Source organism: Curtobacterium sp. TC1, assembly GCF_019844075.1.
In the GTDB taxonomy this organism is placed as follows: domain Bacteria; phylum Actinomycetota; class Actinomycetes; order Actinomycetales; family Microbacteriaceae; genus Curtobacterium.
In genome coordinates, this window is the sequence record NZ_CP081964.1 from 3,874,079 (window position 1) to 3,893,870 (window position 19,792).

Consider the following 19,792-nt stretch of genomic DNA (forward strand, 5'->3'; position numbering starts at 1 on the left):
GTCGATCCGAGGAAGCTGCCCGCTGATGGGCGCCGACACCTGGATCGCCTTCGGGCTCGTCATCCTCTTCGTGCTCGTCGGCGGGGTCTTCGCCGCTGCCGAGATCGCACTCGTCTCGCTCCGTGAGTCGCAGTTGCAGCAACTCGAACGCCGGGGCTCCCGTGGCCTTCGCGTCGCCGAGCTCGGACGCGACCCGAACCGGTTCCTCGCGGCCGTGCAGATCGGCGTGACCGTCGCCGGGTTCTTCTCGGCTGCGTACGGTGCCTCGTCGATCGCACCCGACGTCGCGCCCCTGTTCACCGGCCTCGGTCTCGGTCAGGGCGCCGCCGAGACGGTCGCCCTCGTGCTGATGACCCTCGTCATCGCCTACCTGTCGCTCGTGTTCGGTGAACTCGTGCCGAAGCGACTCGCCCTGCAGCGCGCCGAGGGCTTCTCGATGCTCGTCGCGCCGACCCTCGACCGCTTCGCGACCCTGATGCGCCCGGTGATCTGGGTGCTGTCCGCCTCGACGAACCTGGTCGTCCGTGCACTCGGCGGCGACCCGAACGCCCGCAGTGAGTCGATGAGCACCGAAGAGCTCCGCGGACTCGTCGACGAGCACACCGGTGTCGACGAGCAGGGCCGCCGGATCGCCCGGAGCGCGCTGGACGCCGGTGACCGGATCCTCCGCGAGTCGATGCGCCCCTGGTACGACGTGTCGACGATCGACGCCGCACTGACCATCGCCGAGGCCACCGACCACGCGATCGAGGTCGGGCACACCCGGTACCTCGTGACCTCCGGCGGGCGCGACGAGGTCGACGGCTTCGTGCACCTCCGCGACCTGCTCCGGCCGAGCGACCCGTCCGCACCGGTGTCGACCCTGGTCCGCCCCGTGTTGGCGCTGCCGGAGACGAAGTCGCTGTCGGGCGCCATCGCGGACATGCGGACCGACGGGCACCAGATCGCCCTGGTCGTGGACGAGTACGGCGGCAGCGCGGGCATGGTCACGCTCGAGGCGCTGCTCGAGGACCTCGTCGGACGCATCCGCGACGAGTACGACGAACCGACGGCCGAGCACGACGGCGTGGACGGGTCGACGGTGCTCGAGGACCTCGTCGCGGACGGCGGCCCGGCGCTGCCCGACGGCGACTACGAGACCGTCGGGGGGCTCGTGCAGGTCCACCTGGACCGCGTGCCCGAGGTCGGCGACGTCGTCGCCGCCGGCGGCCACCGCCTCGAGGTGACCGCCATGGACGGTCACCGGGTGGCGCGGGTGCGGATCACGGCCGACGTCGGCCGGTAGACGCGACCGCTGGTGCTCGGGAGGCCCGTGGCGGCGCCGCCACGGGCCTCCCGTCCGCCCGGCGGGTACCGCCAGTGCCTGCCGGACGGACAGCGCCGCCACGTACGCTCTCCCCATGGGTATCGACGTGCGCAACGAGATCCGCGACTTCCTGTCCTCCCGACGGGCGCGCCTCACGCCGGAGCAGGTCGGCATGCCGTCCTTCGGCGGCGGCGTCCGCCGCGTCCCGGGGCTCCGGCGCCACGAGGTCGCCATGCTCGCCGGCGTCAGCGTCGACTACTACACACGACTCGAGCGCGGATCGCTGAAGGGCGTCTCGGACAGCGTGCTCGAGGGCCTCGCGAGCGCACTGCAGCTCGACGAGGACGAGCGCGTCCACCTGTGGGACCTGACCCGACTGGCGAACTCCGGCGTCAAGACGATGCACCGGAACGTGCCCACCCGGGTCCGCCCCGGCGTGCAGCGCCTGCTCGACGCGATCACCGGGGCGCCGGCGTGGGTACGCAACGAGCGTGGTGACGTGGTCGCGACGAACGAACTCGGTCGCGCGCTGTACTCGCCGATGTTCGCTGGCCCCGGGCGCCCCGTGAACACCGCCCGCTTCACGTTCCTCGACCCGGCGGCCCGAGACTTCTTCCCGGATTGGGCGCAGACCGCGAAGGACGCCGTCGCCGTGCTCCGTGCGGCCGCGGTGTCGAACCCGTGCGAGCCCGGACTCATCACCCTCGTCGGGGAGCTCTCCACGCGCAGCGAGGAGTTCCGCGGCTGGTGGGCCGCGCACGACGTCCGACTGCAGCGTGCCGGCGGGAAGCGCATCGACCACCCGATCGTCGGGGAACTCCGGCTGGCGTACGAGGCGCTCGACCTGGTCGCCGACCCCGGCCTGACACTGTTCACGTACTCGGCCGAGCCGGGCAGCGAGACCGAACGGTCGCTGGCGCTGCTCGGCACCTGGGCGGCGACGGAGCGGGCCGAGCAGTACGCGGCCCTGCGCGCGGCGGAGTCCGAGTCCGAGTCGGTCGACTGAACCGCTGGTCGGCCCGGTGCACGGTTCGTAGGCTGGGGACGTGACCAGGACGACGGACGGATCAGCGGGGGACGCCGACTACGCCCGCATCGGCCAGGACTACCGGCAGTACCGGCGCCCCGAGCCGACGTTCGCCCGGGCGATCGCGAAGGCCCTCGGCGACGCCCGCACCGTCCTCAACGTGGGTGCCGGTGCCGGGTCCTACGAGCCGACCGACCGGCAGGTCACTGCGGTGGAACCCTCGGCATCGATGCGCGCCCAACGACCGGACACCCTGTCGACGGCGATCGACGCCACCGCCGAGGACCTGCCCTTCGACGACGACACGTTCGACGCTGCGATGACGACGTTCTCGGTGCACCAGTGGGGCGACCTCGAGCGCGGGCTGGCCGAGCTGCGCCGGGTGACCCGGGGTCCGATCGTGATCCTGACGTGCGACCCGGCCCGCGTCGAGGACTTCTGGCTCGCCGAGTACGCACCAGAGGTGATGGCGACCGAGGCCCGGCGCTACCCCGCGCTCGACCGCATCGCCGCCGCACTGGGCGACGACACCGTCACGAACACCCCGCTGCCGATCCCGTTCACGTGCGTCGACGGCTTCTCCGAGGCGTACTACGCCCGGCCGGAGCGCCTGCTCGACCCGGGCGCCCGGAAGGCGAACTCGGCGTGGAGCTTCGTCGACGAGCTCACCGCACGGCGTTCGGTGGCCGCGCTCGACTCCGGCGAGTGGGACCGGCGGCACGGGGCGCTGCGGATCCGGCCGACCTACGAGGGCGCCCTCGTCCTGGTGACGGCCGTCCCCGCCGCTTGACACGTCGACGTAGGCTGGTCGCGTGAGCTTCCAGGAGGTGGTCGGCGCCCGTTTCGCCGGCATCAGGGCGTGAGGCCCCCGGTCGTGCCCGCAGGCACGGCCGCCCTCGTCGAACCCTGACCTCCTCCGCCCGGTGCGGTGTGCGTCCGCACGCCCCGGGCCCGCTCGAAAGCGATGCACCATGCTCCCCATCACGGAGAAGACCCTCCGCACGTCCTTCGTCAACGCCTCCCGCAAGGAGACGACCGACATCACGCTGCCCGCCGACTTCGAGGCGATCGACTGGGACGCCCTCGACTTCCTGGGCTGGCGCGACCCGAAGATCGGTCGGCGTGCGTACGCCGTCGTGCCGACCCTGGACGGCGAACTGATCGGCATCCTGTTCCGGCAGGCCGAGGCCTCGTCGCGCTCGCGCGCCCAGTGCTCGTGGTGCCAGGACGTCAAGCTGCCGAACGACGTCGCGTTCTACAGCGCGAAGCGGTCCGGGCCGGCCGGCCGCAACGGCAACACCGTCGGCACGCTGGTCTGCCAGGACTTCCAGTGCTCGCGGAACGTCCGGAAGCTGCCGCCGCCCGCGTACGAGGGCTACGACGTCGAGGCCGCGCGCCTGCGGCGCATCGAGGACCTGCAGCTGCGGGCCGCGTTCTTCGCAACGGAGGTCTGAGACGCCGGCGTCTCGCGTCCGCAACGCGACGGACGGCGGACGGGAGGCGCGGGGCGGGGCCGCCACGGGCCTCCCGTCCGGCAGACGCGAGCGTTTCAGGGCCGCGGGTCGCGTTGCGGGGGAAACCGCCCGGTAACGCGGGTGAAACGGTCGTTCCGTAGCCTCGGCGCATGGACCTCGGCGACCTCGACGACGCGACCGCCCCCGACGCTGCCGCGGTGATCCGGAAATGGGCCGACGTGCCCGCGTGGGTCGACGCCCTGGTGGCCGCGCGCCCGTTCGGCACGGTGCCGGCGCTGCTCGACCGCGCGCGCACCGAGGCGGCGTCGTGGGGTGCGCCGGAACTCGACCACGCCCTCGCCCAGCACCCGCGGATCGGCGAACGGACGACCGATGCCTCGTCGGCCCGCGAGCAGTCGTCGATGCGCACCGCCCACGACGACGTCGCCCGCCGGATCGCCGACGGCAACGCCGCGTACGAGCAGCGCTTCGGTCGGGTGTTCCTGGTGCGGGCCGCCGGCCGGACCCCCGAGGAGCTGTTGGCCGAGCTCGACCGGCGCCTCGCGGGCGACCCGGCGGTCGAGACGCAGGAAGCCGCGGCTGCCCTCGCCGACATCGCCCTGCACCGCATCCGTGCGACCTTCGCCGTCCCGCACCTGACCACCCACGTGCTCGATGCCACCAGCGGCACCCCGGCGGTCGGCGTCGGCCTGACGCTCAGCACCGTCGACGGTGCCGTCGTCGCGACCGGCACGACGGACGCCGACGGTCGCGCCGCGACCGTCGACGGTGCCGTCGTCGCGACCGGCACGACGGACGCCGACGGTCGCGCCGCGCTCGGCCCCGACGTGCTCGCGCGCACCGACCACGTCCTGCGGTTCGACACCGGTGCCTACTTCGCCAATGCCGGGACCCCGACCTTCCACCCGTTCGTGACCGTGGCCTTCCGCGTCACGGGCACCGAGCACCTGCACGTCCCGCTGCTGCTGAGCCCCTTCGCCTACAGCACCTACCGAGGGAGTTGACCGCACCGCGCCTGGGACTTCCTCGCACTGCTCGTCGACCAGTCCCGGGGAGCACCTGCACGCCGTCGTCTCACCGCGATATTTGATGTGTTTCATCCAGCGGCTGAGCCGTGACAGGATCGATCTTGTTCTGTTTCGTTAGCGAGGGCGAGCCGTGACAAATTACGAAATATCAGCTTCCGTACCGAAGCGGGGCCGGCCGGCCCGCCAAGCCGTGGACAAACGGTTCGAAGCTGCAATCGACGAGCTCGCGAACTACGGCGGTCTCCCGAAACCATACGAAGCAAAGGGACTCTGGGACAGGCTCTGGCATCTCGAGGCACACCACTCGACCGCGATCGAGGGCAACACGCTCGTGCTGCGCGAAGTGGAACAGCTTCTCGAGCAGGGGCGCGCGGTGGGCGCGAAAGAACTCAAGGACTACCTCGAAGTCCTCGGGTACGGCGAGGCTGCGAAATGGGTCTACGAGCAAGCTCTCCAGCCAGCGGCGGGCGATCAGCTCATCACCCTGCAGGAGGTTCGCCAGATCCACAAGGTCGCACTCAGCGGCGCCTGGGACGTGACGCCGCATCCGGACGCCAACGACAGTGAGGGTCCCGGGAACTTCCGCGAACACGAGATCGCGCCGTTCGCGCACGGAATGACACCGCCGTCGTTCCCGCTCGTCCATGCGGAACTGACGAACTGGGTCGACCGCGCGAACGACTTCGGCGTCGGGGTGGCCGACGGGTCGATCCTCTTGGCCGAAGTCCCGGAGTGGCTCGCGCAGATGCACCGGAACTTCGAGCACATCCACCCGTTCATCGACGGGAACGGCCGTACCGGCCGCCTCTGTTTGAACCTCATCCTGGTGCGACTCGGCTGGCCACCGGCAATCGTCTTCAAGGACCAGCGGAAGAAGTACCTCAAAGCGCTTGACCGCGCAGACAACGAAGACTTCGGTCCGCTGGCGGAACTGCTGAGCCGGTCAGTCATCGACAACCTGCACACCCTCATCCCGAACATCGCTGGCCCCGCGAAGTACGTTCCGCTTCCCGCCTTGGTCGATGACGACTTCTCCCTCGTCGCCCTCAAAGCAGCGGCGGCTCGTGGGCGACTCGAGGCGATCAGGGGGACTGATGGACAATGGCGATCGAGTCGCGCCGCGGTCGATGCCTACAAGGAATCACGGTTCAAGCGGAAGCCGAGGGACACGACGTTCTGATTCCGTCCTCGGGACGGGTGTCGATCAACGTGCTCCTGACCTGCCCGAGTCGGGCAACGCGATCGGCGCCGTCGACCGCACCCCGTCGTACGAGCCGACCGCCGGGTCCTCGCCGTACCGCTCGGCCACGGAGCGCGACCCGAGCAGCAGGTTGAGCAGGATCGCCGCGACGGCACCGGCCGAGATCCCCGAGTCGAACACCAGCGTGAACCAGGTCGGGAACTGCCCGTAGATCTCCGGGGCAACGGTCGGCAGCAGCGCGATGCCGAGCGGCAGCGCCACCACGAGGACGTTCCGGTTGTCGAACCGCACCTTCGACAGCGTCCTGATGCCCGAAGCCGCCACCATGCCGAACAGGGCGACGCCGGCACCACCGAGCACCGCGTGCGGGATCGCCTCGACCACCGCAGCGACCTTCGGCACCAGGCCGAGCACGACGAGGATGCCGCCGGCCGCCGTCGCCACGTACCGGGAGCGCACGCCGGTCAGTGCGACGAGCCCGACGTTCTGCGCGAACGCCGTGTACGGGAACGTGTTGAACACCCCGCCGACGACCGTGCCGAGCCCGTCCGCCCGCAGGCCGTCAGCGAGCGTGCGCTTCGACACCGGGCGGCCGGTGACCTCGCCGACCGCGATCACGTCGCCGGTGGTCTCGGTCATGATCACGAGTCCGACGACGAGCATCGACACGATCGAGGCGAGGTCGAACGTCGGCAGCCCGAAGTGGAACGGCGTGACGACGGCGAACCAGCCCGCGTCACCGATGCCCGACCCGTCGACCATGCCGGGGACGAACAGGGCCACGACGGTGCCGAGCAGCAGCCCGAACAGCACCGACACCCGCGCGAGACCGCGCGGAGCGAAGCGTTCGACCAGGACGATCGCGAGCAGCACCCCGGCGGCGAACGCGACGTCGAGCGGGTCCGCAGCACCGTCCTCCCCGCCGTCGGTCACCCAACCGGCCGCGACGCTCATGAGCGACAAGCCGATGATGAGGATGACCGTGCCGGTGACGATCGGCGGGAACAGCCGGACGAGCTGCGCGAACCACGGCGCGACGACCACCATGAAGACCCCGCACGCGATCGTCGCCCCGTAGACGGCGGTGATGCCGTGCTCGGTGCCGATCGCGATCATCGGGCCGACCGCGGCGAAGGTGACGCCCTGCACGAGCGGCAGCCGGACCCCGAACCGCCAGAAGCCCACGGACTGCACGATCGTGGCGAGGCCCGCGACGAACAGGTCCGCGCTGATGAGGAACGCCAGGTCGGCACTGTCGAACCCGAGCGCACCGCCGACGATGAGCGGGACGGCGATCGCGCCCGCGTACATCGCGAGCACGTGCTGCAGGCCGAGCGGCAGGAGTCTCGCGAGTGGTGGGACGGAGTCCACTCCGTCGTCACTCCGGGTCGTGCGCGGTGTCTTCTCGGTCGTCATGGCGTCCCCTTCGAGCGGTGGTCTCCCTGTGCTCCGGACGCTATGCAGCTCGTGTTTCCCCGGGATGACGGACGTGGGTCGCGTCGGTCACCGGGCTCCGGCCCGAAACGCACGCCGAGACGGACTGGAGGCCCGTGGCGGATCCGCCACGGGCCTCCAGGCCGTCGTCCGGTTGCGTCAGCGACCGATGGTCGACATGTCGGGGTAGCGGTCGCCGGTCGGGACCGGCAGCGCCGACAGGCGCGACAGCTGGTCCGCGGTGAGGGTCAGGTCGGCGGCGCCGACGTTCTCCTCGAGGCGGGAGACCCGCTTCGTACCGGGGATCGGGACGATGTCGTCGCCCTGGGCGAGCAGCCAGGCGAGCGACACCTGCGCCGGAGTTGCGTCGGCCTCGGTCGCGATCTCCTTGACCGCGTCGACGATCCGCATGTTCAGCGCGAACGCTTCTTCCTGGAAACGCGGGTTCGCCAGGCGGAAGTCGTCGGAGTCCAGGTCGGACGGCTTCGTGATCGCACCGGTCAGGAAGCCGCGGCCGAGCGGCGAGTACGGCACGAGGCCGATCCCGAGCTCACGCAGGGTGTCGAGCACGTCACCCTCGGGGTCGCGCGTCCACAGCGAGTACTCGCTCTGCAGGGCGGTGATCGGGTGGACGGCGTGGGCCTTGCGGATGGTCTCGGGTCCGGCCTCGGACAGCCCGATGTGCCGGATCTTGCCCTCCTGCACGAAGCCGGCGAGCTGACCGACGACGTCCTCGATGGGGACGGCCGGGTCGACGCGGTGCTGGTAGTACAGGTCGATGTGGTCGGTGCCGAGGCGGCGGAGGGAGCCCTCGAGCGCCTCGCGCACGGACTCCGGTGCGGAGCTGATGCCGCGGCCCCGGGCGGGCGTCTCCTCGCCGGCGGTGTGGGTGATCAGGCCGAACTTCGTCGCGATCACGACGTCGTCGCGGCGGTCGGCGAGGGCCCGGCGGAGCAGGTCCTCGTTCGTGTAGGGACCGTACGCCTCGGCCGTGTCGAACAGGGTGACGCCCAGGTCGATCGCGCGGTGGATGGTGCGGATCGACTCCGCGTCGTCGGTTCCGGCGCCCGTGTAGAAGGCGCTCATGCCCATGGTGCCGAGGCCGACGGGTCCGACCTCGAGGTCTGCGAGCTTGCGTGTCTGCATGCTGCAGGTCTACTCCGGGTGCGCCGCTCGGAGGAAGGCACTGCCGGTGCCGGTCAGACACGGGCACCGTTCGTGTGGATCCTCCAAGGTCCACGCGGGGGCAGCGCGGCCTTCTGGTGTGATCGCCGTGGGCGGAGCACCAGCTGACCGCGAACTGCCCGAGTGGGTGCACGGGTGGGCGGGCGCCGTCCGGATCAGCAGCACCGCCTGACGGTCACGGAACGGCGACAGATCCCGGCTCCGTTGGATGGCGTCGCACCGCCGGCGCTACGCTGCGAGCACGGGGTGGACGCCCCGGGACGGAAGGGGAACGTCATGGTCGTCGTGTGGATCGTCGTCGGAGTGGTCGTGGCCATCGCCGCGCTGCTCACCGTGCTCGAGGTGCAGAACCGCCGTCGTGCGAAGCGCCTCGCCCACCTCGAACCGGTCGACCCGACCCTCGTCGCCCGCTCCCTCGCCGACGCCGAGGCAGCGCACTCGATGACCGAGGGCCTCGCGAAGTCCGCACACCCCGGCATCACCGGTGCCGGCGGGGGACTCGCCGGCTCGTGAGCCGCACGTCGACCCGGCGCACCCTGCTCGCCGGGGGCGTCGGACTCGGGCTCGCCGGGGTCCTGGCAGCGTGCACCCGACCGGGCCCCGCTCCCTCGGGCTCGCCGCGCCCGACTGCCAGCGGCTCCGCCGAGCCGACGAGCACGCCGACGCCGGGCGGCCCCGACTCGTGGGACGCCCTCGCCGCCGCGGTCTCCGGCACGCTGCTCCGGTCCGGGTCGAACGGGTGGGACGGCGCACGCGTGCTCGAGAACCCGCGCTACGACGACGCCGACCCACAGGGGATCCTCCGGGTCGCGGGGATCCCCGACGTGCAGGCCGGCCTCGCGTTCGCGCGCACGACCCACACGCCCGTCGCACTGCGAGCAGGCGGGCACTCGTACACGGGGTGGTCGGCCGGTGGCGCCCCGGGCACCGACGTCCCGCGGTCGCTCGTGATCAGCACGCAGGACCTCGACGACATCGAACTGCACGACGACGACACCGTCACGATCGGTCCGGGCGCGCAGCTCGGGGACGTCTACGCCGCGCTCGCGAAGGCCGGTCGGGCCATCGGCGCCGGGTCCTGCCCGACCGTCGGCATCGGCGGGCTCACCCTCGGCGGTGGGGTCGGCGTGCTCGTCCGCTCGTTCGGGCTGACCTGCGACCAGCTCACCGGCGTGACGCTCGTCACCCCGGACGGCTCCGTGCACGAGGTCTCGACGTCCCGCGAACCCGACCTGTTCTGGGCCTGCCGCGGTGGGGGCGGTGGAACCGTCGGCGTCGTGACCGCACTGACGTACCGGACGCAGGCCGCGCCTCCCGTCCTGCTCTTCACCATCACGTTCGCGTGGTCGGCGGCCGCTGCCGTGGTGCGCGCCTGGCAGGACTGGGCGCCCACCGCCGAGCCGGAGCTGTGGTCGACGCTCAAGCTGCTCAACGGCAGTCGGCACACCGCCCCGACGGTCACCGTGACCGGCGTGTGGACCGGTTCGAAGACCGGCGCCGACACCTCCGTCGACGGTTTCATCGCCGCCACGGGTGCGAAGCCGCTGGCGCACACCGGTCAGGAACTGACCTACGGCGCCGCCATGTCCGCGTTGGCGGGGAAGCCCCAGCGGGTGTCCGAGGCGGCGACCTCGTCGATCGGATCGACGAAGCTCACCGACGCACAGATCGACGTGCTCGTCGCGCAGGCGGCAGCGGCGGGCGACGTCGACGGCAACCTGGAGGGCGGGGTCGCGCTCGACGCCCTCGGCGGCGTCGTGGCGGACGTCGGCCGCACCGACTCGGCGTTCCCGTGGCGGTCCGCGCTCATGACCGTGCAGTACACGGCGGTCTTCACCGACGGCGCGGACCCCGCACCGTTCGACGCGTACGTGCGCGGGTTCCGCCGGGCCATGCGTCCAGCGTGGGGCGACGCGGCGTACGCGAACTACTGCGACGCGGCCATCACGGACCCGTCGGCCTACTTCGGGGACAACACCTCGCGCCTGCACCGCATCGCGGAACAGGCGGACCCGACGGGCGTGCTGGACCAGCCGAACTGGGTCTGACGCACGAGTCTCGGCCCGACGCACGCGAGTCTCGGTGTGAGCGACAGTTCTCGTGGCGCGCACCGCGAGAACAGTCGCCCACACCGAGTCTCGGGTCGGCCGGCCGGCCGGCCGACCGACCGGCCGCGTCCTACGATGACCGCATGGACATCGTCGACCTGGTGCTGCCGGACGCCGCGGCCTGGCGGACCTGGCTCGACGAGCACGAGGGCGACACCCGGGGGACACCGACTCAGGGACCGGCAACGCCTCCGGCGTAGACCGGGGGCATGACCACTGGCACCGACACCACCAACCGTCCGGCCGCCGCCTCCGGCACCTTCCGCATCGGGGGCGACCTCGAGGTGCACCGTCTCGGCTACGGCACCATGCAGCTCACCGGCCCCGGCGTCTGGGGACCCCCGAAGGACCACGACGAGGCCGTCCGCGTGCTCAAGCGCGCCGTCGAGCTCGGCGTGGACTTCTTCGACACCGCCGACTCCTACGGCCCCTACGTCGCCGAGGACCTCCTGCACGAAGCGCTCCACCCCTACGGCGACGACGTCGTGATCGCGACGAAGGCCGGACTCACCCGCACCGGCCCGAACGAGTGGCCGCCGGTCGGCCGTCCGGAGTACCTGCGGCAGGAGGCGGAGATGAGCCTCCGCCGTCTGGGCCTCGAGCGCATCGACCTGTTCCAGCTGCACCGCATCGACCCGAAGGTCCCGCTCGAGGACCAGGTCGGCGAGTTGAAGAAGCTGCAGGACGAGGGCAAGATCCGGCACATCGGGCTGTCCGAGGTGTCGGTCGACGACGTCAAGGCCGCGCAGGAGATCGCCACGATCGTCTCCGTCCAGAACCTGTACAACCTGCAGAAGCGCGACGCCGAGGAACTCCTCGACTGGTCGACCGAGCAGGGCATCGCGTTCATCCCGTGGTTCCCGCTCGCGACGGGCGGCCTGACCGGCGAGGACTCGCCGCTCACCGAGATCGCCGAGCGGAAGGGCGCGTCGCCGGCACAGCTCGCACTCGCCTGGCTGCTCAAGCGCTCGCCCGTCGTCCTGCCGATCCCCGGCACGTCGAGCGTCTCGCACCTGGAGGACAACCTGCAGGGCGCGACCATCGAGCTCACCGACGAGGAGTTCGAGGAGCTGTCGAAGCTGGGTTCCTGACCCTTCGGTCGCGGACGCGACCCAAGGGCGGACGGGAGGCACGGTGCCAGCTGGCACCGTGCCTCCCGTCCGTCTCCCGCGCTTTCCACCTCCGCGCTTGCGGATGCATACGCGGTATGGGCATACTCGGTATGTCCACGGTGGACGAGAGACGGGGGAAGTGTCATGAGCGTACGGATGGGCGTACTCGCGCTGCTGGTGGGGGGACCCGGGTACGGGTACCAGCTCAGGGGGGAGTTCGAGCACCGCACCGGCGGGAGCTGGCCGCTGAACATCGGCCAGGTCTACACGACCCTCGACCGCCTGGAACGCGACGGCCTCGTGGCCCGCGGCGACACCGACGACGACGGCCACGTCGTCTACACGGTGACCGACGCGGGTCGCGGGGAAGTGGCGCGCTGGTTCAGTGAGCCGGTGCCGGCCAAGCGCGGCCGCGACGAGCTGGCGATCAAGTTCGCCCTCGCGGTCACCGTGCCCGGCGTCGACGTCGCCAAGCTCGTGCAGGTGCAGCGCGGGGCCGCGATCCGCAACCTGCAGGACCTGACGCGGCTCAAGCGCACGGCCGACCCGGCGACCGACCTGGCGTGGTCGCTCGTGCTCGAGTCGATGGTGTTCCAGGCCGAGGCCGAGGTGCGCTGGCTCGACCACGTGGAGTCGACCGTGGCGCGGTACCGGCCGGACGAGCACCCGGCGGCTGACGCCGGCTCCTCGTCCCCGACCGCTGCCGACGTCGCGCGGAGCGCACGGTGAGCGCCGCACCGCTCCTGCAGCTCGACGCCGTCAGCGTGCACTACGGCTCCGGTGCGAAGGCCGTCACGGCCCTGGCCGGCATCGACCTGGCCGTCCAGCGCGGCGAGATGGTCGCCGTGATGGGGACCTCGGGCTCCGGCAAGTCGACGCTGCTCGCCTGCGCCGGCACCCTGCTGCCGCCCACGAGCGGCGAGGTCCTGATCGACGCCGCGTTCGTGTCCGATCGGCCTGCCAAGGAACTCGCGGCCCTGCGCCGTCGCCTCATCGGGTTCGTGTTCCAGGACTTCAACCTGATCCCCTCGCTCACCGCCGTCGAGAACGTGGCGCTGCCGCTCGAACTCGACGGCTGGAAGGCATCGCAGGCCCGCCGCGCCGCGGAACTGGCGCTCGACAACGTCGAACTCGCACACCGCGCCGACGCCTACCCGGACGACCTGTCCGGCGGCCAGCAACAGCGCGTCGCGATCGCCCGGGGCGTGGTCGGTGAACGTCGGCTCGTGCTGGCCGACGAGCCGACCGGCGCACTGGACTCGCAGACCGGCGAGGTCGTGCTCCGCATGCTCCGACGACACGTGGACGCCGGAGCCGGTGCGCTCCTCGTCACCCACGACGCCCGGCACGCGGCCTGGGCGGACCGGATCGTCTTCCTGCGCGACGGTCGCGTGGTCGACGAGACCGTGTACTCGGGCGTCGAACTCGCCCTGGCGGACCGGAACGCGTCGTGAGCCGGCGTCGGCGTCGGGGGATCGGCCGGACGCCGTTCGCCCTCCGACCGGCGCTCCGCCTGGGGCGTCGACTGGCCTTCGCGAAGGCCGGTCGTGCGGCACTGATCATCGCGCTCATCGGCATCCCGACCGCCGGATTCGCCGCGGTGGCGGTCGTCGTGCAGTCGACGCAACCCACGACCTCGGAGTCGCTGGACTACGACCTCGGCAAGGCGGCGGCGCAGATGCGGGTGTCCGGACCGGACCTGCCCGGCATGCGGCAGGACCCGGTGCAGTGGCAGTTCACCGACTCGAAGCGGAACAGCCCGGTCACGAAGGCCGACGAGGACGCCCCGTTCGCGAACGTCCTCGCCCACGTGCCGGACGGTGCCCTGTCGATCCCGGTCGGCAGCACCCCCGTCGTGGTGCAGGGTCCGCGGGGCCCGGTGGGTCTGGCCGCGGTGGAGGGCAGCGTCTGGGACCCGTCCCTCGAGGGGCACTGGCGCGTCCTCGACGGCTCGGCACCGACCGCACGCAACCAGCTCATGGTCACGCCCGCGACCCTCGACCGGCTCGGTGCGCACATCGGTGACACCGTCGACCTCACCGACCCCGTCACGAAGCGGTTCACGATCACCGGGACGATGCGCGACCTCGGCTCGGCGCCGAGCGAGCAGGGGGTGTTCCTGCCCTGGGGGACGACGCTGTCGACGACCGACACCACCGACGACGTCGGTCTGACGGACGTCACCGTCTACCTGCCGTCCGACGCCCCGACCTGGTCGGAGATCCGGCAGCTCAACGCGCACGGCATCGTCGTGCAGTCACGCCCCGTGGTCCTCGACCCGCCGGACGCCCGCCTGCCCGGCGGCCAGATGAGCTCCTCGCTCCTGTGGTACCTCGGTGCGATGGCGCTGCTCGGTGTCTTCGCGATGTTCGAGGTCGCGCTGCTCGCCGGGGCCGCGTTCCTGGTCGGGACCCGGGCGGACACCCGTTCGTACGCGATCGTGACGAGTGTCGGCGGGGACAAGCGGTTCGTCCGGACGATCGTCGCCGGGTCCGGCCTCGTGCTCGGGTCGATCGGCGCGGTCCTCGGCGTCGCGGCGGGCACCGGGCTCGGCGTCGTGGTGTTCCGACTGATCGACAACGGCGACGTCGTGTCGTTCCCGGGCCTGCACGTGCCCCCGCTCCTGCTGCTCGTGGTCGCGGCCGCGGGCATCCTGGCCGGGCTGGTCTCGGCCCTCGTCGCCGCTCGGGCCGCCACGCGCATCAACGTGCTCGCAGCGCTGCGGGGTTCGCTCCGTCCCGCGCCCGTCGACCGTCCGGCCCGCCGTCGGCGCCGCGTCTGGGGGCCGGCGCTCGTCGTCGCCGGCGCCGTGATGACGCTGGCCTGCGGCGTCGGGGTGCTGATGCTCAACGACCGCCCGGTGCAGGACGACCACTGGGCCTGGGTGGCCGGTGCCGGAGTCGCGCTCGGTCCGTGTCTGATGCAGCTCGGCATCGCGATCTGCTCGCCGTGGCTCCTCGCCCTCGTCACGCGGCTGTCGTCGCGCCTCGGGTTGTCGGCGCGTCTCGCCGCCCGCGATGCCCGGCGCAACCCGGTCCGGACGGTGCCGGTGCTCGCGAGCGTGATGAGCGTCGTGTTCGTCGCGTCGGTGGTGATCACGTGGAGTGCGTCGAGCCACGCCCAGTACGTCCGTGGGTACGAGTACCGCACGGCCGTCGGGGTGGCGACGACCGAGGTGCAGCTCTCCAGCGAGGACGGCGCCTCCAGCGGTCACGACGCGGCGTTGACGGCACACGCGGCGAAGGTCGTGGCCCGGGTGTTCGACCACGACCGGATCCGGGTGCTCGGCGTGGCCGAGGGCTGGGCGGGCGACACCCCGTCGTCCGTGACGCTGCCGCACCGGTGGACGGACTTCGACTGCCCCGCGAACGACACCACCGGCTGCGCGTACTACCTCGACACCGCTGACGCGAGTACGCCGCACATCTGGACGGGCACCGTCGACGACTACGCCGTGCTCACCGGCCACCGCCCGTCGGCTGCCGTGCGGGATGCGCTCGAGGGCGGCAAGGCGGTGTCCCTGTGGCCGGAGTACGCCCACGACGGCGCGGTCCGCATCGACACGTTCCACGACCGCACGTGGGAGAGCCCGACGATCACGACGAGGACGAAGCCGGACGCCAGCTTGTCCATCCCTGCGGTGCTCGACGTGCAGTCGCCGCGGATCCAGGTCGGCGTCTTCATGACGAAGGCGACCGCTGCGCAGTACGGGGTCCCGGCCGTCGACGGCATGCTCGTCACGACGCTGCCCGGGGACATCGCCCCCGAACAGTGGGACGAGCTGAGTTCCGCCTGGCAGAGCTTCGGCGGCGCGGACCGAGCCCGGTGGGACGGCCCGCAGTTCTCCTACGAAGCCGGTCCGGTCGACAACGGCGCGCTCATCCGCGCGATCGTGCTCGCGCTGGCCGCGGCCGTGACGATCGGTGCGACTGCGGTGGCCATCGGGCTCGCACGGTCCGACGGCCGCCGAGACGACGAGGTGCTCGACGCGATCGGTGCGGCACCACGACTCCGGCGGCGGGTGTCGACCTGGCAGGCGGCGATCCTGGCCTCGGTGGGCGCGGTGATCGGAACCCTGCTGGGGCTGCTGCCGATGCGGGCGCTCACCCTGCGGTTCACGGAGCCCGTGGTGGGGACGAACCACATGCCGTTCGTGCCGGACTGGTCGATGCTGGCCCTGCTGGCGATCGGGCTGCCGCTGGTCGTGACCGCGGGGGCGTGGCTCACCGCGCACGGCCGACGCCGGGTGGCGGTGCGGCGGGCGCACTGAGGCGGGGCGGCCCGGTCAGGCGCCGGGCTGCACCACCATGAGCACGGCGACCACGACCCACACCAGGTTGAACGAACCGACCAGCGCCGCGAGCTTCCGCGGCGATCGCTCGGTCCCGTTGCCGCGGAGGACCTGGCGCTGCTCCGGCAGGACCCCGAGCGCGAGGATCGCCGCAGCCACGGCGGTCAGACCGATCGACACGAGCAGCCAGGCCTCGTCGAGCGCCCCGACCTCGAACGCCAGCGCCGTGCCGAACGTCGGGACGGCGAGCGAGATGATCGAGTACACGTGGCAGATCCGGTGCAGGACCGTCGCGACGGCTCGAGCGGCCTGGTCGTCCGGATCGGCGACGAGCGCGCGTGCGGGCTTCGGGAACGTGCTCCCGGCGACCGCGACGGGCCCGAGGGTGAGCAGCGCCGCCACGACGTGCACGGTGAGGAGGACGCTGGACATCCCTTCCAGCCTAGGGCGCGGGTGTCGTGCTCACGTGCCGGTGCAGAAGGACTCGACGTCGACGTGCACCCCGCCGGGTCCACCGCCGAGCCGCATCCGTTCCACCGCGGCGTCCCCGCGGAGCGGCATGACGAGGTCGGTGCCCATCGCCCGGTCGACCGCCGCGTAGCCCGCTGCGTCCCACCCCGCCTGCACCCGCGGTGCCAGGTCCTGCGGCGGCCGGGCAGCGGCGGGCGTCGGTGACGACAGGTCGTCGAGGGGGCCGGCCCAGCGGACCGTGTCCTCGAGCAACGAGCGGGTGTCCGCCTCGATCGCGTCGGCGTCGAGCGTCGTCGTCGTGGTCGGCACCGGCCCGGGCCAGTCCGGGTCCGTCGTCGGTGCGGCGGTCACCGCGACGTCCGGAGCAGGGCCGACCGACCCGTCCGGCAACCCGCTCCCCGTGAGCAACGGACCGACGGCGAGCGACCCGACCACCGCGATCGCGACCACCGCGCCCAGGGGCCACGTCGACTCCGGCTGCTGGCGGACCTCGCCCGCCCTGCGGACCCGTCGCTCGCGCAGCCACACCGCGACGGTGAGGAACGACAGACCCACTGCGACCACCGGCAGCTCGACCGCGATCGGCACGATCCCGAGCCCGACGGCCCACCACGTCGCGGGGAGGGCAGCCGCGAGCGCCATGGTCAGGTACGACGCGACGACCAGCCGGGTCTCCCGCCGGGGCAGCACCTCGTCGGCGCGGGGCGAGCGGAACACGATCCACGCCGTCGCCACCACCGCGTTGACACCGACCCCGATGCGTCCGAGACCGAGCCCGACGAACTGACCGAAGTGCCACCCGAAGTGCGAGTGGTCCTCCACCTCGTACCGGGTGTGCCCCGCGCCGTGCAGCAGCACGAGGACGCCGGCCACCCCGAGCAGGTAGAACACCCACGACCACCGCGGCACCGCGAGTCGTCGGAGCGCGGCGGCGACGAACAGCACCGACACGGGCATGAGCAGCAGCAGCCCGACACCGGCCACGCTGTCGAACGCGTTCGGATCCACGTCACGACGCTAGGGCCTCGACCGCCGGGCGGCGGCCCCTGACAGCGCTGCTACGTCCGAGGACCCATCGCGATCGGCACCTCGGCCAGCACGACCTCGTCGTCCATCGGGATCGGCCCCCGGATCCGCGGGAGCCCGTCGACCCACTCGACGGGCACCCCCGCGGCCGCGAGCCCCGCGACGCTCAGGTCGATCCGGAGCAGGGGCAGTGCGAGGTCGCCGTACCGCTCGGCGACGACCTCGGACACCCGGTCCGGCGTCGTCGCGCGGACGTACCCGTCGGGTTCGAGCGGCACCCCGCGGGTCGCGACCTCGTACTCGCCGAACCCGCGGCTCATCTCCCAGTCGTCGGCGATCGCCACGTGACAGACCACATCGGTCATGGACCCTCCTCGTCAATGAGACGGGAGCGTATCATTACGGGTAGGCTGGTCTCGTGAACAAGCGAGGACGTCCGACCGCCGACGAGCGGGTCGCCCGCGACGAGCGGATCCTCGACGTCGCGACCGACCTGTTCCTCGAGCACGGCTTCACAGGAGTCGCGCTCGATCGCATCGCCGCCGAGGCCGGGGTCACGAAGCGCACGCTCTACACCGCGTTCGGCGACAAGCCCGCGCTGCTCCGCGCGGTCGTCCGGCGGCAGCACACGTACGCGGACGGGCCGACCCGCGACCTCGAGGCCACTGCGTCGTCGATCGGCGGCGCGTTGCTCTCGGACCGCGCCGTCGCCCTGCACCGGCTCGTCATCGCGGAGTCGACCCGGTCGCCCGAGCTCGCCCGCGAGTTCCACGAGGCCGGCCCGATCGCCGCCCAGCAGGCCCTGGTCCGTGCCGGCGCGACTCCGGAGACCGCCGCCGAACTCTTCACGCTGCTGCTCGGGGAGCTCCACCGCGAGCGCCTGCTCGGCCTGGCTCCGGCGCCGACGGCCACCGAGGTCGCCGCACGCGCCGCGCGTGCCGTCGCGGTGCTCTCGACGTGACCCGAGGGCGGACGGGAGGCCCGGTGCCAGCTGGCACCGGGCCTCCCGTCCGTCACATGGTGACGACCGCGCTCAGGCGGGGTCGGGCAGCGCCTCCGCGTACGTGCGGAACTCGCCGCGCTCCGCGTGGATCGCCCACAGCCGGTCCGCGATGGACGCGCCGGAGTGCTCCGGCTGCCCGTCGTCGATGCCGAACGGGATGATGAGCTGGCCGACGTGGACCTGCTCGTCGCGCACGGCGTCGTGCAGGAGCTGGGCGTAGGCGCTCTCCGCCGCGAACGCGACCGAGGTGCCGGTGACTCGGGCGCCGGGCCGGACCGCACTGCCGCCGTTGACGAACAGGATCGTGCCGTGGCCGATCGCCCGCATGCCGGGCAGCACCTGCCGGACCGCGTTGACCGAGCCGTAGACCGAGAACTCGATCGGACCGACCAGGTCGTCGGCGGTGGTCTCGAGGACCGGGCGCATGTACTCCTTGGCGGGGAGCGGGCTGTACTGCAGCACCTCGATCGGGCCGAGCTGCTCGGTCGCGTGCTCGAGGGCGGTGCGGAGCGAGTCGCCGTCACGGACGTTCGCGGCGAACCCGGCGGCGGTGATGCCCTGCTCGCGCAGCGACGCGGCGAGGCCGTCCAGCCGGTCCTGGTTGCGGGAGACCAAGGCGATCGAGAAGCCCTCACGGCCGAAGCGCTCGGCGACGGCGAGTCCGAGGCCCTTGCCGGCCCCGATGATGGCGATGGTGGTCATGCGGAGTACTCCTCGTCGGTGACGTGCTCGAGCCAGGTGGTGGTGGTCGCCGGGTCGTCGGCGAGGTCGAGCATCGCGAGGTGCTCCATGGAGTCCGTCGGGGTCGCACCGTGCCAGTGTTCCTCACCGGCCGGCGTGTAGACGGTCTGCCCGGTCTGGACCTCGACGACGCCGCCGTCACGGGTCCCCATCCGCGCGACGCCCTCGGTGACGTGCAGGGTCTGCCCCTTGGCGTGCGAGTGCCACGCGGTCCGCGCGCCGGGCAGGAACCGGACCTTGGCGACGGTCATCGACTGGCCGTCCTCCTTCGGGCTGGCGATGGCGTCGAGGTACACGTCGCCGGTGAACTGCGCGGCCGGGTTCTTGACGGTCGGCTGCTTCGGTTGGATCTCCATGGCCCCGACGGTAGGCCGATGTGCGCAC

20 protein-coding genes and 1 pseudogene are annotated in these 19,792 nt (G+C 72.1%); 14 read left to right on the forward strand and 7 right to left on the reverse strand.

Annotated elements, in window-relative coordinates; translation table 11 throughout:
• The first annotated feature begins 25 nt into the window (after window positions 1–25).
• The 7 genes and pseudogenes from KZI27_RS19620 (at window position 26) to KZI27_RS19645 (ending at window position 6,016) form a co-directional block, all read left to right on the forward strand.
• The gene (locus KZI27_RS19620) at window positions 26–1,285 is read left to right on the forward strand and encodes a hemolysin family protein (protein WP_222658904.1); all 1,260 of its coding nucleotides are present in this window, start codon (window positions 26–28) and stop codon (window positions 1,283–1,285) included.
• Between the two features lie 115 nt (window positions 1,286–1,400).
• The gene (locus tag KZI27_RS19625; RefSeq protein WP_222658905.1) at window positions 1,401–2,312 is read left to right on the forward strand and encodes a helix-turn-helix transcriptional regulator; all 912 of its coding nucleotides are present in this window, start codon (window positions 1,401–1,403) and stop codon (window positions 2,310–2,312) included.
• A gap of 40 nt (window positions 2,313–2,352) precedes the next feature.
• A complete protein-coding gene (locus tag KZI27_RS19630) occupies window positions 2,353–3,123 on the forward strand; it encodes a class I SAM-dependent methyltransferase (RefSeq protein WP_222658906.1) in 771 nt (256 codons plus the stop codon).
• A gap of 181 nt (window positions 3,124–3,304) precedes the next feature.
• On the forward strand, window positions 3,305–3,787 hold the full coding sequence (locus KZI27_RS19635) for an FBP domain-containing protein (RefSeq protein ID WP_222658907.1): 483 nt from the start codon (window positions 3,305–3,307) through the stop codon (window positions 3,785–3,787).
• A gap of 170 nt (window positions 3,788–3,957) precedes the next feature.
• A pseudogene (gene uraD / locus KZI27_RS20495) lies at window positions 3,958–4,416 on the forward strand (2-oxo-4-hydroxy-4-carboxy-5-ureidoimidazoline decarboxylase); the annotation flags it as partial.
• Window positions 4,417–4,812, forward strand: a complete 396-nt coding sequence (locus KZI27_RS20500; RefSeq protein ID WP_261784253.1) for a hydroxyisourate hydrolase — start codon at window positions 4,417–4,419, stop codon at window positions 4,810–4,812.
• Window positions 4,813–4,966: 154 nt separating this feature from the next.
• Window positions 4,967–6,016, forward strand: a complete 1,050-nt coding sequence (locus KZI27_RS19645) for a Fic family protein (protein WP_261783995.1) — start codon at window positions 4,967–4,969, stop codon at window positions 6,014–6,016.
• Between the two features lie 24 nt (window positions 6,017–6,040).
• On the opposite strand, the gene KZI27_RS19650 is transcribed toward KZI27_RS19645, so the two are convergent.
• Together KZI27_RS19650 and KZI27_RS19655 are read right to left on the reverse strand one after the other, a co-directional pair.
• On the reverse strand, window positions 6,041–7,453 hold the full coding sequence (locus tag KZI27_RS19650; protein ID WP_261783996.1) for a nucleobase:cation symporter-2 family protein: 1,413 nt from the start codon (window positions 7,451–7,453) through the stop codon (window positions 6,041–6,043).
• A 177-nt stretch (window positions 7,454–7,630) separates the two neighbouring features.
• A complete protein-coding gene (locus KZI27_RS19655) occupies window positions 7,631–8,617 on the reverse strand; it encodes an aldo/keto reductase (RefSeq protein WP_222658909.1) in 987 nt (328 codons plus the stop codon).
• Window positions 8,618–8,932: 315 nt separating this feature from the next.
• Here KZI27_RS19655 and KZI27_RS19660 point away from each other — a divergent pair, with 315 nt between their 5' ends.
• From KZI27_RS19660 to KZI27_RS19685, 6 genes are all read left to right on the forward strand, one after another.
• On the forward strand, window positions 8,933–9,169 hold the full coding sequence (locus KZI27_RS19660) for a hypothetical protein (protein WP_222658910.1): 237 nt from the start codon (window positions 8,933–8,935) through the stop codon (window positions 9,167–9,169).
• A complete protein-coding gene (locus KZI27_RS19665; protein ID WP_222658911.1) occupies window positions 9,166–10,704 on the forward strand; it encodes an FAD-binding oxidoreductase in 1,539 nt (512 codons plus the stop codon). Before KZI27_RS19660 ends, KZI27_RS19665 begins: the two co-directional genes overlap by 4 nt.
• A gap of 269 nt (window positions 10,705–10,973) precedes the next feature.
• On the forward strand, window positions 10,974–11,855 hold the full coding sequence (locus KZI27_RS19670; RefSeq protein ID WP_222658912.1) for an aldo/keto reductase: 882 nt from the start codon (window positions 10,974–10,976) through the stop codon (window positions 11,853–11,855).
• Window positions 11,856–12,020: 165 nt separating this feature from the next.
• A complete protein-coding gene (locus tag KZI27_RS19675; protein WP_258373137.1) occupies window positions 12,021–12,605 on the forward strand; it encodes a PadR family transcriptional regulator in 585 nt (194 codons plus the stop codon).
• Window positions 12,602–13,330, forward strand: a complete 729-nt coding sequence (locus KZI27_RS19680; protein ID WP_222658913.1) for an ABC transporter ATP-binding protein — start codon at window positions 12,602–12,604, stop codon at window positions 13,328–13,330. Before KZI27_RS19675 ends, KZI27_RS19680 begins: the two co-directional genes overlap by 4 nt.
• Window positions 13,327–16,146: an ABC transporter permease gene (locus KZI27_RS19685; protein WP_222658914.1), complete on the forward strand. Its 2,820-nt coding sequence runs from the start codon at window positions 13,327–13,329 to the stop codon at window positions 16,144–16,146. The genes KZI27_RS19680 and KZI27_RS19685 overlap by 4 nt, the downstream gene beginning before the upstream one ends.
• A 15-nt stretch (window positions 16,147–16,161) precedes the next feature.
• Here the strand turns inward: KZI27_RS19685 and KZI27_RS19690 are convergent, their stop codons facing one another.
• The 3 genes from KZI27_RS19690 to KZI27_RS19700 are packed head-to-tail and all read right to left on the reverse strand — an operon-like array spanning window position 16,162 to window position 18,029.
• Window positions 16,162–16,599, reverse strand: a complete 438-nt coding sequence (locus KZI27_RS19690; protein ID WP_123311473.1) for a hypothetical protein — start codon at window positions 16,597–16,599, stop codon at window positions 16,162–16,164.
• 30 nt (window positions 16,600–16,629) lie between these two features.
• A complete protein-coding gene (locus KZI27_RS19695; protein ID WP_222658915.1) occupies window positions 16,630–17,646 on the reverse strand; it encodes a DUF3488 domain-containing protein in 1,017 nt (338 codons plus the stop codon).
• Between the two features lie 50 nt (window positions 17,647–17,696).
• A complete protein-coding gene (locus KZI27_RS19700; protein ID WP_222658916.1) occupies window positions 17,697–18,029 on the reverse strand; it encodes a hypothetical protein in 333 nt (110 codons plus the stop codon).
• Between the two features lie 53 nt (window positions 18,030–18,082).
• On the opposite strand from KZI27_RS19700, the gene KZI27_RS19705 reads away from it, so the two are divergent.
• Window positions 18,083–18,625 carry a TetR/AcrR family transcriptional regulator gene (locus KZI27_RS19705; RefSeq protein ID WP_222658917.1) on the forward strand — a complete coding sequence of 181 codons (543 nt, stop codon included), beginning with the start codon at window positions 18,083–18,085 and terminating at the stop codon, window positions 18,623–18,625.
• Window positions 18,626–18,697: 72 nt separating this feature from the next.
• Here KZI27_RS19705 and KZI27_RS19710 read toward each other — a convergent pair whose 3' ends face one another.
• Window positions 18,698–19,369, reverse strand: coding sequence for an SDR family NAD(P)-dependent oxidoreductase (locus tag KZI27_RS19710; protein WP_222658918.1), 672 nt, complete (start codon window positions 19,367–19,369; stop codon window positions 18,698–18,700).
• Window positions 19,366–19,764, reverse strand: a complete 399-nt coding sequence (locus tag KZI27_RS19715; RefSeq protein ID WP_222658919.1) for a cupin domain-containing protein — start codon at window positions 19,762–19,764, stop codon at window positions 19,366–19,368. The genes KZI27_RS19710 and KZI27_RS19715 overlap by 4 nt, the downstream gene beginning before the upstream one ends.
• Window positions 19,765–19,792: the final 28 nt, after the last annotated feature.

Coding starts and splice junctions, on each gene's coding strand:
- KZI27_RS19620 (WP_222658904.1), top strand. CDS start 26: ATGGGCGCCGACACCTGGATCGCCTTCGGGCTCGTCATCCTCTTCGTG.
- KZI27_RS19625 (WP_222658905.1), top strand. CDS start 1,401: ATGGGTATCGACGTGCGCAACGAGATCCGCGACTTCCTGTCCTCCCGA.
- KZI27_RS19635 (WP_222658907.1), top strand. CDS start 3,305: ATGCTCCCCATCACGGAGAAGACCCTCCGCACGTCCTTCGTCAACGCC.
- KZI27_RS19650 (WP_261783996.1), bottom strand. CDS start 7,453: ATGACGACCGAGAAGACACCGCGCACGACCCGGAGTGACGACGGAGTG.
- KZI27_RS19655 (WP_222658909.1), bottom strand. CDS start 8,617: ATGCAGACACGCAAGCTCGCAGACCTCGAGGTCGGACCCGTCGGCCTC.
- KZI27_RS19660 (WP_222658910.1), top strand. CDS start 8,933: ATGGTCGTCGTGTGGATCGTCGTCGGAGTGGTCGTGGCCATCGCCGCG.
- KZI27_RS19670 (WP_222658912.1), top strand. CDS start 10,974: ATGACCACTGGCACCGACACCACCAACCGTCCGGCCGCCGCCTCCGGC.
- KZI27_RS19675 (WP_258373137.1), top strand. CDS start 12,021: ATGAGCGTACGGATGGGCGTACTCGCGCTGCTGGTGGGGGGACCCGGG.
- KZI27_RS19690 (WP_123311473.1), bottom strand. CDS start 16,599: ATGTCCAGCGTCCTCCTCACCGTGCACGTCGTGGCGGCGCTGCTCACC.
- KZI27_RS19700 (WP_222658916.1), bottom strand. CDS start 18,029: ATGACCGATGTGGTCTGTCACGTGGCGATCGCCGACGACTGGGAGATG.
- KZI27_RS19710 (WP_222658918.1), bottom strand. CDS start 19,369: ATGACCACCATCGCCATCATCGGGGCCGGCAAGGGCCTCGGACTCGCC.
- KZI27_RS19715 (WP_222658919.1), bottom strand. CDS start 19,764: ATGGAGATCCAACCGAAGCAGCCGACCGTCAAGAACCCGGCCGCGCAG.